The 15,750-nt window shown below is 72.3% G+C and carries 15 protein-coding genes; 6 read left to right on the top strand and 9 right to left on the bottom strand.

Features of this window, described 5'->3' with window-relative positions:
• Positions 1–279 precede the first annotated feature (279 nt).
• The 3 genes from J116_RS09545 to afsQ1 all read right to left on the bottom strand — a co-directional run bounded on the left by J116_RS09545 (position 280) and on the right by afsQ1 (position 3,273).
• Complete coding sequence (locus tag J116_RS09545; RefSeq protein ID WP_235617333.1) at positions 280–879, bottom strand: hypothetical protein; 600 nt, start codon at positions 877–879, stop codon at positions 280–282.
• Positions 880–952: 73 nt separating this feature from the next.
• Positions 953–2,593, bottom strand: a complete 1,641-nt coding sequence (locus tag J116_RS09540) for a sensor histidine kinase (protein ID WP_051203456.1) — start codon at positions 2,591–2,593, stop codon at positions 953–955.
• A 2-nt stretch (positions 2,594–2,595) separates the two neighbouring features.
• Positions 2,596–3,273: a two-component system response regulator AfsQ1 gene (gene afsQ1, locus J116_RS09535; protein ID WP_201258802.1), complete on the bottom strand. Its 678-nt coding sequence runs from the start codon at positions 3,271–3,273 to the stop codon at positions 2,596–2,598.
• Between the two features lie 191 nt (positions 3,274–3,464).
• Between afsQ1 and J116_RS09530 the strand changes: the two genes are divergently transcribed.
• The gene (locus tag J116_RS09530) at positions 3,465–4,205 is read left to right on the top strand and encodes a SigE family RNA polymerase sigma factor (protein WP_023586864.1); all 741 of its coding nucleotides are present in this window, start codon (positions 3,465–3,467) and stop codon (positions 4,203–4,205) included.
• A gap of 274 nt (positions 4,206–4,479) precedes the next feature.
• Here J116_RS09530 and J116_RS09525 read toward each other — a convergent pair whose 3' ends face one another.
• Complete coding sequence (locus J116_RS09525; RefSeq protein ID WP_079147699.1) at positions 4,480–5,184, bottom strand: nucleoside/nucleotide kinase family protein; 705 nt, start codon at positions 5,182–5,184, stop codon at positions 4,480–4,482.
• A gap of 56 nt (positions 5,185–5,240) precedes the next feature.
• Here J116_RS09525 and J116_RS09520 point away from each other — a divergent pair, with 56 nt between their 5' ends.
• Positions 5,241–5,576 carry a hypothetical protein gene (locus tag J116_RS09520; RefSeq protein WP_023586862.1) on the top strand — a complete coding sequence of 112 codons (336 nt, stop codon included), beginning with the start codon at positions 5,241–5,243 and terminating at the stop codon, positions 5,574–5,576.
• A gap of 146 nt (positions 5,577–5,722) precedes the next feature.
• Here the strand turns inward: J116_RS09520 and J116_RS09515 are convergent, their stop codons facing one another.
• The 3 genes from J116_RS09515 to deoC are packed head-to-tail and all read right to left on the bottom strand — an operon-like array spanning position 5,723 to position 9,059.
• The gene (locus J116_RS09515; protein ID WP_023586861.1) at positions 5,723–6,634 is read right to left on the bottom strand and encodes an aldehyde dehydrogenase family protein; all 912 of its coding nucleotides are present in this window, start codon (positions 6,632–6,634) and stop codon (positions 5,723–5,725) included.
• A complete protein-coding gene (locus J116_RS09510) occupies positions 6,634–8,103 on the bottom strand; it encodes an aldehyde dehydrogenase family protein (RefSeq protein WP_023586860.1) in 1,470 nt (489 codons plus the stop codon). The genes J116_RS09515 and J116_RS09510 overlap by 1 nt, the downstream gene beginning before the upstream one ends.
• Before the next feature lie 5 nt (positions 8,104–8,108).
• The gene (gene deoC / locus J116_RS09505) at positions 8,109–9,059 is read right to left on the bottom strand and encodes a deoxyribose-phosphate aldolase (RefSeq protein ID WP_037946602.1); all 951 of its coding nucleotides are present in this window, start codon (positions 9,057–9,059) and stop codon (positions 8,109–8,111) included.
• A 930-nt stretch (positions 9,060–9,989) separates the two neighbouring features.
• Here deoC and helR point away from each other — a divergent pair.
• Positions 9,990–12,167 carry an RNA polymerase recycling motor ATPase HelR gene (helR, locus tag J116_RS09495; RefSeq protein ID WP_235617332.1) on the top strand — a complete coding sequence of 726 codons (2,178 nt, stop codon included), beginning with the start codon at positions 9,990–9,992 and terminating at the stop codon, positions 12,165–12,167.
• A 243-nt stretch (positions 12,168–12,410) separates the two neighbouring features.
• A complete protein-coding gene (locus tag J116_RS09490) occupies positions 12,411–12,773 on the top strand; it encodes a peptidase inhibitor family I36 protein (RefSeq protein WP_139140472.1) in 363 nt (120 codons plus the stop codon).
• 98 nt (positions 12,774–12,871) lie between these two features.
• On the opposite strand, the gene J116_RS09485 is transcribed toward J116_RS09490, so the two are convergent.
• Positions 12,872–13,411 (bottom strand): hypothetical protein, encoded by a 540-nt coding sequence (locus J116_RS09485; protein ID WP_023586855.1) that lies wholly within the window; start codon positions 13,409–13,411, stop codon positions 12,872–12,874.
• Positions 13,412–14,008: 597 nt separating this feature from the next.
• Positions 14,009–14,509, bottom strand: coding sequence for an ATP-binding protein (locus J116_RS09480; RefSeq protein WP_023586854.1), 501 nt, complete (start codon positions 14,507–14,509; stop codon positions 14,009–14,011).
• A gap of 155 nt (positions 14,510–14,664) precedes the next feature.
• Here J116_RS09480 and J116_RS09475 point away from each other — a divergent pair, with 155 nt between their 5' ends.
• Both J116_RS09475 and J116_RS09470 read left to right on the top strand, forming a co-directional pair.
• On the top strand, positions 14,665–15,543 hold the full coding sequence (locus J116_RS09475) for a helix-turn-helix domain-containing protein (RefSeq protein ID WP_028963873.1): 879 nt from the start codon (positions 14,665–14,667) through the stop codon (positions 15,541–15,543).
• A complete protein-coding gene (locus tag J116_RS09470) occupies positions 15,540–15,749 on the top strand; it encodes a DUF397 domain-containing protein (protein WP_023586852.1) in 210 nt (69 codons plus the stop codon). Before J116_RS09475 ends, J116_RS09470 begins: the two co-directional genes overlap by 4 nt.
• Position 15,750 lies beyond the last annotated feature (1 nt).

Genomic DNA, 15,750 nt, shown 5'->3' with positions numbered 1-15,750 from the left:
TTGCGCCTCCGGGGCGCCTTATGCGGGTGTCGAGAGGTCGTCCGTGCTCGGCCCTCGTTCCCCGGGCGCCGATTGCGCGGCCGTCCTCTCGACACCCGCGCGCCCCTTCGGCTCCACTCGCGGCCCCGCACTGTGGTCACAGGCTGGTGCGCCCCCTGCTGGTACTGGCACCCGGCATCGCGGTGACGGGCCCACCCAGGCCCAGCGCCGCGTCGCACGCCAGGCGTACCCCACCGGGCGCCCGGCCGGACCGGCCCGGCTTCCGCGTGGACAGGCCCCTCAGGGCGCCCGCGTCGGCAGCGGCGACTCCGGGCGGGCCTTCACCGACTCGTCGCACACGTACCGCCGCACCGGGTACCTGCCCGGGCCGCCCAGGACCACCGTGCCCCGCACCGACGTGGCGTCCGACTCGGCGTACGTGCACACGATCTGCGCCAGCGCCGCGGGCGGCAGGTCCTCGGGCTGGCGGCTCAGCCGCAGCGCGCCCTCCGGGTCGCCCGCACGGCCCGCCGTCACCTTCAGCGGCTCGTCCAGGTACGTCGTGAACTTCAGCGGCTCGTCCAGGTACGTCGTGAAACCCGCCTGCCGCTCCCGCTCCGACGGGCGCTCCCGCATCGCCTCCAGCAGCGCCCCCGCCATGACCACCCGCGCCGCGTCACCCGACGCGCCGTCCTCCGGCCGTACCGTGCGGCTCACCGGCTCCAGACCCGACGCGCACACCAGGTACACCCGCGCGGGCACCCCCGCGTCGGGCACCCCCGCGTCGGGCGCCTCCGACAGGCTGCAGGGCACCCGCGACGGCGCGCCGCCCGCGTCCACCGGCACCGACGTCGTCCGTATCCCGCACCCGGCCGTCACCGCCGCCAGCACGGCCGCCACGACCGGCACCCGCCACCCGCGCGCCGCCCGGGCGCCCGGGGCCGCGGGGCGCGGGTCCGTCCGTACACCCGAGTCAGGCACGCGCTTCCCGCTCGCCACTGTCCTGTCCCTCATCCCCTGGAGCGTCGTCCCTTCGGCCGCCACGGCCGTCCCCGCCACCCCGCGCGGAGCCGCCCTCCCCGGCCTCCCCGTCACGGGCCGCGACAGCCGAACCGTCACGGGGCAGCCGCAGCGTGAACACCGCGCCGTCCCCGTCCGGCGAGTTGGCCGCGGTGATGTCACCGCCGTGGATCAGCGCGTTCTCCATCGCGATCGACAGCCCGAGCCCACTGCCCTCCGACCGGGGCCGGGACGCGCTCGCCTTGTAGAACCGGTCGAAGACATGCGGCAGTACGTCCTCCGGGATGCCCGGCCCGTGGTCCCGCACCCGCACGATCAGGTCGTCGCCCGACATCCGCACCGACACCCGCACCGGCGAACCGCCGTGCTTCAGCGCGTTGCCGATCAGGTTGGCGAGTATGACGTCCAGCCTGCGCGGGTCCAGCCGCGCCACGATGCCCCGCTCGGCGTCCAGCTCCACCGCGTCCAGCCACGCCCGCGCGTCGATGCACGCCGTCACCTGGTCGGCCACGTCCACGTCGTCCAGGACCAGCTTCGCCGTACCGGCGTCGAACCGCGTGACCTCCATCAGGTTCTCCACCAGCGTGTTCAGCCGCCGTGTCTCGCTGATCACCAGCGACACCGCGGGCGCCACCATCGGGTCCAGACTGTCCTGCTCCTCCTCCAGGACCTCCGTCACCGCCGTCAGCGCCGTCATCGGGGTCCGCAGCTCGTGCGACATGTCCGCCACGAACCGGCGGCTGGACTCCTCCCGGGCGCTCATGTCGGCGACCTTCTTCTGGAGGCTCTCCGCCGCGCTGTTGAACGTCCGCGCCAGCTCGGCCAGTTCGTCCGTGCCCGAGACGCGCAGCCGCGTGTCGAGCTTGCCCTCGCCCAGCCGCCGCGCCGCCTCGCCCAGCCGGTGCACCGGCTTCAGCACCGTCGTCGCGGCCACCTGGGCCAGCAGCGCCGACCCGAGCAGCGCCAGCAGCGTCGCCACACCGAGCGACCAGGCCAGCGAGTTCAGGTCCTGCCGCTCGGGCTCCAGCGACTTCAGCATGTACCCCGTCGGCCCGCCGCCGATGATCCGCGTCCCGCCCACCAGATACGGCGTGCCGCGCAGGTTCGTCCGCAGCCAGAACACGTGGTACGAGTGCTGGTTGCCCGCCGTGAGCTCCTGCTCCTCGTCCACCGCCGTCCGCAGCGGCGCCGGGACGTCGCGCAGCGTGAACCGGTCCGGGTCCGACGTGCCGACGATCGGCTTGCCCGCGTCCCGCTCGCCCAGCAGCACCACGCTGTAGCCGCCGCCGCCCTGCGCCATCAGCTCGGCGGTCCGCCGCAGCTCCTCCTCCGTGGGCCGCAGCGGCAGCGCCGCCGCACGGTTCTGCATCTCCTGCTTGAAGTCGCCGAGCGCCGCGTCCTGCGTACGCGTCAGCACCGCCTCACGGTTCAGCCAGTACGCGATCCCCGACGCCGACACGGCCGCGGTCAGCGCGACCAGGCCGAACACGACGATCAGCCGCACCCGCAGGCTCGTCCACCGCTTCCCCGCGCTCAGTGCTCTCCGCCCGTCCTCCGCGGCACCGCTCGACGTGCCGCCCTGTTCCTCCCGCATGCTCACGCGGGGGAATCGAGCCGGTAACCGACGCCGCGCACCGTACGGATCAGGGTGGGCGACGACGGAACGTCCTCCACCTTCGCCCGCAACCGCTGCACACACGCGTCCACCAGACGCGAGTCGCCCAGATAGTCGTGCTCCCACACCAGCCGCAGCAGCTGCTGCCGCGACAGCGCCTGACCCGGCCGACGGCTCAGCTCCAGCAGCAGCCGCAGCTCGGTCGGCGTCAGCTGCAGCTCCTCGCCGTTCTTCGTCACCGTCATCGCGGACCGGTCGATGACCAGCGCGCCGAACGTCGCCGAATCCGTCGTCTCCCGCTCACCGCGCCGCAGCACGGCCCGGATGCGGGCGTCCAGCACCCGTCCCTGCACCGGCTTGACGACATAGTCGTCCGCCCCCGACTCCAGACCGACGACCACGTCGATGTCGTCGCTGCGGGCCGTCAGCAGGATGATCGGCAGCTGGTCGGTGCGCCGGATGCGCCGGCACACCTCGAAACCGTCGATGCCGGGCAGCATCACGTCCAGGACGATCAGGTCAGGACGCTGCTCGCGCAGCAGCTTCAGGCCGTCCTCACCCGTCGCCGCGGTGGCCACACGGTGGCCCTGGCGGGACAGCGAGAGTTCGAGGGCCGTGCGGATGGCGTCGTCGTCCTCGATCAGCAACAGGAAAGGCACGGCGTCATTCTGTCCCATGGGAGGAGACGAGTTCGACCCATGGAGCGCTCCCACGGGCCGTCCGGTACCGGACCGGTATGTCACGGGCCCCTGTGACACGCCTGTGACAGTCGGCGGACACCGTCATGAACTCACCTCGGCAGTCTTTTTTCCACACGGATGAGCCGACTCCACGACGACAGGGGGGCGTGATGAACGCAGTGCAGCACAGCACCACCTCGAACGCAGTTGTCACGCGTCTCCACGATGTCGCGCGGAGCGCGGAGAAGTCCGGCACCGTGACCGGGCGGGGGTGCGTTCGCGGTGCCGGGCGTCAGCACAAGGCGCCCTACATGGTCGCCCTGTCCGACGGGGGAAGGCAGTACGGGGAGGTCGCGGGGGAGCGGACGGCCCCGGCGAGGAAGGGGAGCGCGGAAGCCGCGTTCACCGCCTACGTCCAGGAGCGCCGCGCCTCCCTGTACGCCACCGCCTACCACCTGACCGGCGACCGGCACGAGGCCGAGGACCTGCTCCAGAGCGCGCTGTTCTCGACGTACCGCGCCTGGGACCGGATCAGCGACAAGGCGGCCGTCGGCGGCTACCTGCGCCGCACGATGACGAACCTGCACATCAGCGCCTGGCGTCGGCGCAAGCTGAACGAGTACCCGACGGAGGAGCTGCCGGAGACGGTGGGCGACTCCGACGCGATGCGCGGCACGGAACTGCGCACGGTGCTCTGGCAGGCGCTCGCCCGGCTGCCCGAACTCCAGCGCACCATGCTGGTCCTGCGCTACTACGAGGGCCGCACCGACCCGGAGATCGCGGACATACTGGACATCAGTGTCGGCACGGTGAAGTCGAGCATCTGGCGGTCGCTCCGCCGGCTGCGCGAGGACGAGGTCCTCAGCTTCGGCCGTGACCAGGAGGAGTCCTTCGGCCAGCTCGTGGCCTAAGGGGCGGGGGAACGGGGGCCCACGGGGGACGTGGGGCCCTCACGGGGGGGAGAGCGGGGCCCGGGGGTCTCGGGGATCACGGGGGGATCCTCGGGAGTCCCGGACTCCACCGGGGCGCGGGGGGCAACGGGGAAACAAGGGGGGGGTGCCCACGGGGGACACGGGGGCACCACGGGGGAAACACCGCGCCGGACAAGCTGGGGGGCTTGTCCGGCGCACACCTCTGTCCGGGGCCGGTCCTTCGTCCGGCCCCGTCTGCGTGGGGGTGTGACCCCTACGCCGGTTCCGTGGCCCTCGGCGCCCGGTGGCGGCCCGCCGCCGCGGCCGCGAGACGCCCCAGCGCCTCGTCCTTGGCGCACGGGTGCGCGCCCAGCGCCGCCTGCCGGGCCACGATGGACCGCTCGGCGCGCATCAGCCGCCAGCCCCGCCGCAACAGGAACGGCACCGACTTGCGGCCCTCGCGCAGGTCCCGCAGCAGCCTGCGGCGGAACGTCGTGGACGGCCGGCCCCGCAGGCACAGCGCGTCGGCCAGCACGCCCAGCTCCTCGCAGCGGCGCACGATGTCGGCGGCGAAGATGCCCTCCGCGATGAACAGCGGCGTACGGGCGATGTCCAGGGGTTCGCGGCCGACGCGGGAGCTGGTGGAGATGTCGTACACGGGGACCGTCGTACGGCCCGTCGCGCACAGCTCCACGATGGCGGCGACCGCCGCGTCCGCGTCCCACGAGCCGGGGGAGTCCCAGTCGATGTCCGTGCTGCCCGGCACGAGCGGCAGGGACGGGTCGCCGGCCTCCTTGTAGAAGTCGTCGAGCCGGAGCACGGGGAGACCGGCGCGGGCGGCGAGGGACGACTTGCCGGAGCCTGATGGGCCCGCGAGCAGCACGACGCGGGTCGGGATCGGTTGGGAACTCACGGGACACCAGTGTGAACCATTGACCCGGTAGGGGGACCCCGCCGGGGACCCGTTGGTATCGAGCATCACACCTCCCCTACGGTGTGTGTCCGACCGATCACCCCCTCCAGGCAGGAACTCCCATGAACCGCTTGCTGAAGGCCGGACTGACCGTGTCGGCCCTGGGCGCCGCGCTCGGCGCGACCGGGGGCCAGGCCCAGGCGGCCGACCTGCGGGACGTCGACCCCTCGGCGGCCGTGCAGGCCGTGACGGACGTGGTCCCGCACGTCGCGGCCCCGGCGAAGCACTTGAAGATCAACCCGCTGGCGGGGACGGGCGTGGACCCGCTGGACAACGGCGTCGGCACCCAGGTCGCGGACTTCCGGCCCGTGGACACCACGTCCGTGACCGGCTCGCTGGCCAGCGCCCCCGAACTGCCCGTCGCCGGGCCCCTGCTGGGCGGGGTCATCCCCGGCTGAACTCGCGGGCGAAGCATGGCGGGCGCGCGACGGGCGACCCTGACGGGCATGTACGCGGGACGGCTGGCGGGCACGTACGCGGGACGGCCCCGCCTCCCCCGAGGGAAGGGGAGGCGGGGCCGTCGTGTGCGGGGGCGGCGGGCCGGTCAGTACGCCGAGCCGGACACGCCCAGGGAGCCCGTCGGGTGCCAGACCGTCTTGGTCTCAAGGAACGCCGTCAGGCGCCCCGTACCCGGGTCGGCGGTCCAGTCGGCGCCGCCGTCCACAGCCTGGGGACGCAGCACGCGCTTCAGGTTGTCGGCCGCCGCGACCTCCAGGTCACGGGCCAGCTCGGCGCCCGCGCCCGTCAGGTCGACGGCGTTGACGTCCTGGTGCGCGGCGAGCGGCGTGGCGATCTCCGCCGTACGGCCCGACAGGATGTTCACGACCCCGCCCGGCACGTCCGACGTGGCCAGCACCTCGGCCAGGGTCAGCGCGGGCAGCGGGGCCTTCTCGCTGGCCACGACGACCGCCGTGTTGCCCGTGGCGATCACCGGGGCGAGCACCGAGACCAGGCCGAGCAGCGACGACTCCTGCGGGGCGACCACGGCGACGACACCGGTCGGCTCCGGCGAGGACAGGTTGAAGTACGGCCCCGACACCGGGTTGGCGCCGCCGACGACCTGGGCGATCTTGTCCGTCCAGCCCGCGTACCAGACCCAGCGGTCCACGGCGGCCTCGACGACCTCGGCGGCCTTCGACTTCGACAGGCCCTCCGCGTCCGCCACCTCGCGGACGAACTGGCCCCGGCGGCCCTCCAGCATCTCCGCGACCCGGTACAGGATCTGGCCGCGCAGATACGCCGTGGAGCCCGACCAGCCGGGGAACGCCTTGCGGGCGGCGACGACCGCGTCCCGCGCGTCCTTGCGGGAGGAGAGCGGCGCGTTCGCCAGCCACGTGCCGTTGCTGTCTGTCACCTCGTACACCCGGCCGCTCTCGCTGCGGGGGAACTTCCCCCCGACGTACAGCTTGTAGGTCTTGAAGACGCGTCGACGGTTGTGCTCATCGGTGCTGCTCATCAGCGCTCACCCTCCGGGCTCGACGGGGCGAGGTACGCCTCCAGGCCGTGCCGGCCGCCCTCGCGGCCGAAGCCCGACTCCTTGTAGCCGCCGAACGGCGACGTCGGGTCCAGCTTGTTGAATGTGTTCGCCCAGACGACACCCGCGCGGAGCTTGTCGGCGACCGCGAGGATGCGGGAGCCCTTCTCCGACCAGATGCCCGCCGACAGGCCGTACTGGCTGTTGTTCGCCTTGGCGACGGCCTCCGCGGGCGTACGGAACGTCAGCACCGACAGGACCGGGCCGAAGATCTCGTCGCGGGCGACCGTGTGGGCCTGGGTGACGCCGGTGAACAGCGTCGGCGCGAACCAGTAGCCGTGGGACGGCAGCTCGCAGGCGGGCGACCAGCGCTCGGCGCCCTCCGCCTCGCCGGTGTCCGCGAGCGCCTTGATACGGGCCAGCTGCTCGGCCGAGTTGATCGCGCCGATGTCCGTGTTCTTGTCCAGCGGGTCGCCGAGGCGCAGCGTGGACAGGCGGCGCTTCAGGGCGTCCAGGAACTCGTCCTGCACGGACTCCTGCACCAGCAGGCGGGAGCCCGCGCAGCACACCTGGCCCTGGTTGAAGAAGATGCCCGTGACGATGCCCTCGACGGCCTGGTCGATCGGGGCGTCGTCGAAGACGATGTTGGCGCCCTTGCCGCCCAGCTCCAGCGTGAGCTTCTTGCGGGTGCCCGCGACCTGGCGGGCGATGGCCTTGCCGACGGCGGTGGAGCCGGTGAACGCCACCTTGTCGACGTCCGGGTGCTCGACCAGCGCGGCGCCCGCGTCCCCGTAGCCGGGGAGGATGTTGACGACGCCCCTGGGGAGGCCCGCCTGGCGGCACACGTCCGCGAAGAACAGCGCCGACAGCGGGGTCGTCTCGGCGGGCTTCAGCACGACCGTGTTGCCCGCGGCCAGCGCCGGGGCGATCTTCCACGCCAGCATCAGGAGCGGGAAGTTCCACGGGATGACCTGCCCGGCCACGCCCAGCGGCTTCGGGTCCGGGCCGAAGCCCGCGTGGCTCAGCTTGTCGGCCCAGCCCGCGTAGTAGAAGAAGTGCCCGGCGACCAGCGGCAGGTCGTGGTCGCGGGTCTCCTTGATCGGCTTGCCGTTGTCCAGGGTCTCCAGGACGGCCAGCTCGCGGGAGCGCTCCTGGATGATCCGCGCGATGCGGAACAGGTACTTGGCGCGCTCGGAGCCGGGCAGCGCCGACCACTTCGCGAACGCCTTGCGGGCGGCCCTCACGGCCCGGTCCACGTCCTCGGCGCCGGCCTGGGCGACCTCGGAGAGGACCTCCTCGGTGGCCGGGGCGACCGTCTTGAAGACCTTGCCGTCGGCGGCCTCGGTGAACTCGCCGTCGATGAACAGCCCGTACGACGGGGCGATGTCCACGACCGAGCGGGACTCGGGAGCGGGTGCGTACTCGAATGCGGATGCGGATGCAGATGCCATGGTGATCAGTCCACCGTCACGTAGTCGGGGCCGGAGTACCGTCCGGTGGCCAGCTTCTGACGCTGCATCAGCAGGTCGTTCAGCAGGCTCGACGCGCCGAAGCGGAACCAGTGGCTGTCCAGCCAGTCCTCGCCCACGGTCTCGTTGACCAGGACCAGGAACTTGATCGCGTCCTTGGACGTGCGGATGCCGCCCGCGGGCTTCACGCCCACCTGGACACCCGTCTGGGCGCGGAAGTCGCGCACCGCCTCCAGCATCAGGAGCGTGTTGGCGGGGGTGGCGTTCACCGCGACCTTGCCGGTCGAGGTCTTGATGAAGTCCGCGCCCGCGAGCATGCCGAGCCAGGAGGCGCGGCGGATGTTGTCGTAGGTCGACAGCTCGCCGGTCTCGAAGATGACCTTCAGCCGCGCGGGGCCGCCGGCCTCCTTCACGGCGCGGATCTCGTCGTACACCTTCATGTAGTCGCCCGCGAGGAACGCGCCCCGGTCGATCACCATGTCGATCTCGTCCGCCCCCGCGGCGACGGCGTCACGGGTGTCCGCGAGCTTCACGTCGAGCGCGGCGCGGCCGGCGGGGAACGCGGTGGCGACGGACGCCACCTTCACGTCCGTCGCGCCCGCGGCGGCCAGGGCGGCCTTCGCGGTCGCCACCATGTCGGGGTACACGCAGACCGCCGCCGTGTGCGGGGTGGTCCGGTCGGTCGGGTCGGGACGTACGGCCTTGGCGGCGAGCGCCCGGACCTTGCCCGGGGTGTCCGCGCCTTCGAGCGTCGTCAGGTCGATCATCGAGATGGCCAGGTCGATGGCGTACGCCTTGGCCGTGGTCTTGATCGAGCGCGTACCGAGCGCGGCGGCACGCGCCTCGAGGCCGACGGCATCCACGCCGGGCAGCCCGTGAAGGAAGCGGCGCAGAGTGCTGTCGGACGCGGTCACGTCAGCAAGTGCATTGGTGGGCATGGTCACCAGGGGAGCATATCTACGCGCGTAGCGGCCTGTACAGCCCCGGGGGTGGACTCGGGTCATCCGAGGAGCGGAAGCGGCAGGTGAGCGGGGGCCGGGTGAGGCGGGTCACAGGGGGTGTGGGGATGGTGCTGGTGCTGGTGCTGGTGCTGGTGCTGGTGCTGGGCGGGTGCAGGGGGCGCGGGTGCTGGTGGTGGGCGTGGTGCGGGGCCTTCCGGGGCGCCCCTCGCTCGTACGGCGACGGGCGGGGGCGCCGTGCCGGGCCTTCCGGGGCGCCGGGGCCCGGCGCCGTGGCGGGCGGCGGGCCGTAGGGGTGCGCCTGATGTCCGGTGTGGGGCGGGGCCCCTCCGGGCTCACCTCCTCGGGGTCGGCGGCCTTCGCTCCAGGCTGGGGAGCCCGGGTTCGCCGGCAACCCCTGCGGGGGCGACCCTGCACGGCCCTTGCGCCGGTGTACGGCCATGGCGGGGCCTCGTGGGTGGTGCGGTCGTCTCCGGGCCCGCCGCGTGGTGCGTGCGGCGCGCCCTCGCCGTTGTGGGCAGGCGTTCCGCAAGGGCGATGGGGGCCCTGGTTGATCGAAGCCGAGACCTTGGGGCTGCCGGGGTGACCCTGCACGGGCCCTCACGCCGGGCGATGCCGTGTGGTCGGATTCCTGGTGCCGGAGTGGGGGGTCCGCCGGGCGGCACCTCGCGGCCAGGCGGGAAGAACGTGCGTGGGCGCCGTTGCGCCGGACGGGGAGCCCCGGCGGGGTAGTCGGGGGTGGGCGTTCCGGGGCGGCGGCTTCGCCGCCTGGGCAGCCAAAAAGGCGGGAGACCCGCTCCTCGCCACTCTCAACGTATAGCGCAGTGGGGGGCTTGCGGCAAGGCCCCCGTCGTGGCGGACAATCGCAGGCCTATGCCGGAACCTTCAGAATTGCGAGATTCACGAAATATGAGCGCCTTCGTCCATGGTGAGACTCGCCCCGCCGGGATGGCCGCCCGCGCGTTCGATCTGCCCGAGCGGCTCGCCGCCAAGGCCGACCCGGCGCTGATCGCCCGCGACGAGGAGCACTTCGCGGCCATCGCCCACTGCCTGGAGCAGACGATCGCGGAACTGTCCGACCGTCTCGACGCCGAGCGCCGCGCGCCCGGCGGTGTCGGCCGGGAGGCGATGGAGCGGGACATCGAGATCCACCGGCTGACCGCCCGCCTGCGCGCGCTGCGCCGCTTCGGGATCGACCTGTGCCTCGGGCACATGGTCGGTGCCGACGACGGCGAGCCGGTGTACGTCGGGCGGCTCGGCCTCACCGACAGCTCGGGCCGCCGCCTGCTGGTGGACTGGCGCTCGCCCGCCGCCGAGCCGTTCTTCGCGGCGACCCACGCCAGCCCCATGGGCCTCGCCAGCCGCCGCCGGTACCGCTGGACCCGCGGCCGGATCAGCGACTACTGGGACGAGGTGTTCACCCCCGACGGCCTGGAGGGCAACGCCGCGCTGGACGACCAGTCCGCGTTCATCGCGAGCCTGGGCACCAACCGCTCGGCGCGCATGCGGGACGTGCTCGCCACCATCCAGGCCGACCAGGACGCCATCATCCGGGCCGGTTCGCGCGGCGCCCTCGTCGTGGACGGCGGCCCCGGCACGGGCAAGACGGTCGTCGCGCTGCACCGCTCCGCGTACCTGCTGTACTCCGACCCGCGCCTCGGCCACCGGCGCGGCGGCGTGCTGTTCGTCGGCCCGCACGAGCCGTACCTCGCGTACGTGGAGGACGTACTGCCCAGCCTCGGCGAGGAGGGCGTCCGTACGTGCACCCTGCGCGACCTGGTCGCCGAGGGCGCCGGGGCGGGGGCCGAGAAGGACCCGGAGGTCGCGCGGCTGAAGTCGTCCGCCGACATGGTGAAGGCCATCGAGAAGGCGGTCCGGTTCTACGAGTCGCCGCCCACCGAGGGCATGACGGTCACCACGCCGTGGGGCGCCGTGTGGCTGAGCGCCGACGACTGGGCGGAGGCGTTCGACGCGGCCGAGCCGGGCGTGCCGCACAACGAGGCCCGCGACCTGATCTGGGAGGAGCTGGTCGCGATCCTGCGGGACAAGCACGAGGAGGGCGTACCGGACCAGCTGTTCCGCCGGGCGCTGCGCGCCGACCGGGAGCTGACGGGCGCGCTCGGTGCCGCGTGGCCGCTGATCGAGGCCGCCGACCTGGTCGGGGACCTGTGGACCGTACCGGCGTACCTGCGGATGTGCGCGCCGTGGCTGAGCCGCGACGACGTACGGAAGCTCCAGCGGGCGGACGCGCGGGCGTGGACGCTGTCCGACCTGCCGCTGCTGGACGCGGCACGGCAGCGGCTCGGCGACCCGGAGGAGGCGCTGCGCAAGCGCCGTCACAAGACGTCGGTCGCCGCCGAGCGGGAGCGGATGGCCGGGGTCATCGACAACGTGATCGCCGCCGACGACGACGGCGAGGGCGCGGTGACGATGCTGCACGGGCAGGACCTGCGGGACACCCTGATCGACGAGTCCGCGCTGCCCGCCGCGCCGTCCGAGCCGCTGGCCGGGCCGTTCGCGCACGTCGTCGTGGACGAGGCGCAGGAACTGACCGACGCGGAGTGGCAGATGCTGCTGCTGCGCTGCCCGTCGCGGAGCTTCACCATCGTCGGTGACCGGGCGCAGGCCAGGCACGGCTTCACGGAGTCGTGGGAGGAGCGGTTGGCGCGGGTCGGCCTCGACCGGGCGGAGGTGGCGTCGCTGAGCGTCAACTACCGCACGCCCGAGGAGGTCATGGCGGAGGCCGAGCCGGTCATCCGGGCCGTACTCCCCGACGCCAACGTGCCGACGTCGATCCGCCGCAGCGGCGTCCCGGTCCAGTACGGGGCGGTCGCGGACCTGGACGCGGTGGTGGACGGCTGGCTGGCCTCCGGTACGGACGGGGTCGCCTGCGTGATCGGCGCCCCTGACTTCCGCGAGCGGCCCCGCGTCCGGTCGCTGACGCCGGAGCTGTCGAAGGGCCTGGAGTTCGACCTGGTGGTGCTGGTGGACCCGGACCGGTTCGGCGACGGCGTGGAGGGCGCGGTGGACCGGTACGTGGCGATGACGCGGGCGACGCAGAAGCTGGTGGTCCTGACCAGCGGCTGAGGGCGCCCGGCGTACGGCTCCGGTGCGCCCCCGCCGACGCGGAAGTGCCGGGTGGTCCGGGGCCCGTTGCGTGTTCACGCCATTCCGTCGTGGAGGCGGCCACCGGGCCGCCGCCGCGGGCTACGTTGATGCCGTCGAGTGAACGCGCGGAACGGCTCGCGGCGTCGACACGTGCCCGGTTCTGCTTCGCCGTGCCTTCACCCGGCAGGACATGGTCGACTCACGGGAGGCAAAGTGTCCGTCATGCGCAAGATCATGGTCACGGCCGCGGCCCTGGCCGGCGTCATCGTCACCGCCCATCCGTCCGCCGCCGGACCCCTCACCCCCTCGTCCTCCGCCAGCCCCGCCGGCGCGCTGGCGGGCAGCTTCCACGCGTACTCCTCGACGGGCTTCTCCGGCCTGGACAGGTGGTTCTCCGGCAACACCGGGGAGTGCAAGTACGTCGGCGACAACTGGAACGACCGCATCCGTTCCGCCCGCACGGAGAGCGCCACGCGGGTGGAGCTGTGGGACAACTACAACTGCACGGGCGGCGCGATCGTCATCGACCGCACCGGCTACGGCAGCATCGGCGCCTGGGTCAGCGCCTACCGCGTCGCCAACTAGCGCCCCGCGAATCGTCCGTGCCGCCCACCCCGCGGCGGGAGCAGCGGGCGAGCCCGTGAGGTGCCGCACCGACCAGGTGCGGCACCGGCACCGCACGGTCAGCGGCGCCGCTGTCGCGCCGCTGTGCGGATCTCCGCCTCGCAGTCGAGCGTCTGGGTGTACAGGCGCGATCCCTGCTCGTACTCGTACCTGCAGCCTCGGACGTTGCCCTCGACGGGACCGGTGATGCGGAGGCGTGCGAGATAGTAGATTCCGCTTGCCTGGCGGGGCCGCACCTCGACCGGCCGGCCGATGTGGTTTTCCAGCTGCGTGAAACGCGGGTTGCTGGAGTCGGCGGCGTTGGAGAGGAGATAGACCCCACCGGTCTTGTCGATCTCGAACGCTCCGTATCCGGATACGTCGAGACCTCGCGGCACCGAAACAAGGTGCGCGCCAGTGATCCTTATTGTTTCGTCCGACGTGTTGTGCGGTACGGGGAGGGCGAACCACCACTCCTGCCCGACCGCGGCCTTTTCGGTGCCGGCCGTACCGCTGGACATCGTGGACTCGGTGAAGAGCGCCGTACCTTGTGCGCGCGCTCCGGCGCTGGGCTGAGCTGTGCAGCCGACCAGCAGCAGCGAAGTGGCGAAGACGGCCACTCTGGTGAGAGCGGAGCAGACGCGGGTTCCGGTGAAACGGGCCGCTGCGTTCTCAGGTGGCGTGTGCACTCCTCCCCCTTCCTGTGTGAATCCGCCGGACGTGATCAGTGGTCGTCAATCGTTTGGCCAAGAAAGACCCTGATTTGGTGTGAAAATGCCGCCACGCGTCAGGGGGATTCTTCAAGGGTTCGGTAGCTGCCTCTGCGGTTGGATGGTTGCACGGGCGGTGCTGGCCGAACAGCGGTTTCCCGTGACATTTGAGGCCGAGTTGAGCTTGGTTCGGCGTGTTGGTTTCCAGGCCGATCGCCGCATGACGGGCAGGCGCTGCTTTGTCTCGGTCGGCATCGACTCGTACGCGAACAGCGACGCGGAGGCGGGTTGCCGGGTTCCGGCGCCTAGGCAGTTCCTGGTCGTCGATCGCGACGGGTTGATGCCACGCCTCCTGTCCGGTGGGTGGGTCGGGGGCCCCTCCGGGCTCACCTCCTCGGGGTCGGCGGCCTTGGGTTCGTACGCACGGGAACCCGACCGACGCCGCCAACCCCTGCGGGGGCGACCCTGCACGGCCCCCTTCCGCCGGACGGCGGCCGGGCCGGGCGCTCACCCGACGGGACCGGGCTCCCGGGCGGGTGCGGCCGGTGAGCCCTGCGGCGGTTCGGCGGCCTCCGGTACGAGGTCCAGCTCGGCCCACACCGTCTTGCGCGGTACCGGGCCCTCCGTCACGCCCCACCGGTCGGCCAGCGCCGCGACGATCAGCAGGCCGCGCCCGCTCTCGCTGTCGTCCGGGGGAGCCTGCGGCGCGGACGTGGGCACCGCCTCGGCACGCGTGTCGGCCGCCTCGACCCGCAGGACGCGGCCCCCGTCGGCCAGGCGCAGGGTCAGCAGGAAGCTCCGCCCGGGGACGCGCCCGTGCAGCGCGGCGTTCGCGGCGAGTTCGGCGACGAGCTGGAGGGCGTCGTCGGCGAGTTCCCGTACGACGCCGTGGTCGCGCAGCCACAGGGCGGCGAGCTCCCGCCCGAGCCGCGCGCCCGCGCGGGAGGGATGCAGCTTCATGCTCAAGTCGCCCGAGCGCGCCACGAGATGAGGGTCCTTGTGGTTCATGTCACAGATCCTGGGGGTGCGGACTTCGTGGCGGCCAGTGATTCGGTGCGTGCGTACAGTCACTGTCGGGCGCTTGTCGGCGCCTGTCCGGCCTGTCCGCAGGGACGCATGGGCAGGGCGAGAACGGTTGTGGCGGTACGTCGGAGGTGAAGCGGTTGACGACGGAGGCGAACGGGGCGCAGGAGCCCAAGGGGGACGCGGACGAACCGGGGTGGGAGGTGGACCCGGACGACGAGTCGGGCGCGGCCGTCGTCGCGACGGTGGGACGCCAACTGCGGCTGCGCCGCGAGGCGGCCGGACTGAGGGCGGCCGAGTTCGGGCGGCTGATCGGGTACGGCGAGGACCTCGTCTACAAGGTCGAGGGCGGCAAGCGGATTCCCCGCCCGGAGTACCTGGACAGGGCCGACGGCGTCCTGAAGGCGGGTGGCCTGATCGCGGCGATGAAGAAGGACGTGGAGGAGATCAGATACCCGAAGAAGGTTCGGGACTTGGCGAAGATGGAAGCCAATGCGGTGGAGGTGGGCCTGTACAGCAACCACAACATTCATGGTCTGCTGCAGACGGAAGAGCACATGCGGGCGTTGTTCGACGTGTGGCTTCCCGCGTACACGGAAGAGCAGATGGAGCGCATCGTGGCTGGCCGCATGGCCAGGCGTGCCATCTTTGAACGCTCTCCCGCGCCCGCCCTCAGTTTTGTCCAGGAAGAGGTGACTCTTCGGCGCCCGGTCGGGGGCAGAATGGTCTGGCGTAGGCAGCTCGAACGGCTCTTGGAGCTTGGTCAGTTGCGGAACGTGACGATTCAGGTGATGCCGACCGAGCAGGAGGAGCACCACGGCACGGGTGGGCTGATCGAGGTGTTGAAATTCCCGAACGGCACTGCGGTAGGGCGTTCCGAGGGGGCATTCGGAGGTCGGCCCGCAACCGACCCAAAGGATGTCAGAGTCCTCGAACTGCGCTATGGCATGATCCGGGCGCACGCCCTCACGCCCCGAGCGTCGCGGGCCCTGATCGAGAAGATGCTGGGAGAGACATGATCGGCACCTCAACCCTCCGGGACACCTCTGATCTGGTGTGGGTCAAGAGCAGCTACAGCAGCAGCGGTGACGGCAACGACTGTGTTGAAGTCGCCCCGACGCCTTGCATAGTCCACGTTCGGGACTCCAAGAACGTTGACGGCCCGCGCTTGGCGGTCGCCCGGCGCAGTTGGTCCAGCTTCGTGGCGTACGCCTCCGAGCGCTGAC

The organism is Streptomyces thermolilacinus SPC6 (genome assembly GCF_000478605.2).
GTDB classification, from domain to species: Bacteria; Actinomycetota; Actinomycetes; order Streptomycetales; family Streptomycetaceae; genus Streptomyces; species Streptomyces thermolilacinus.
Note: the sequence above shows the minus strand (reverse complement) of the source record. Positions and strands in the feature narration are given on the sequence as shown.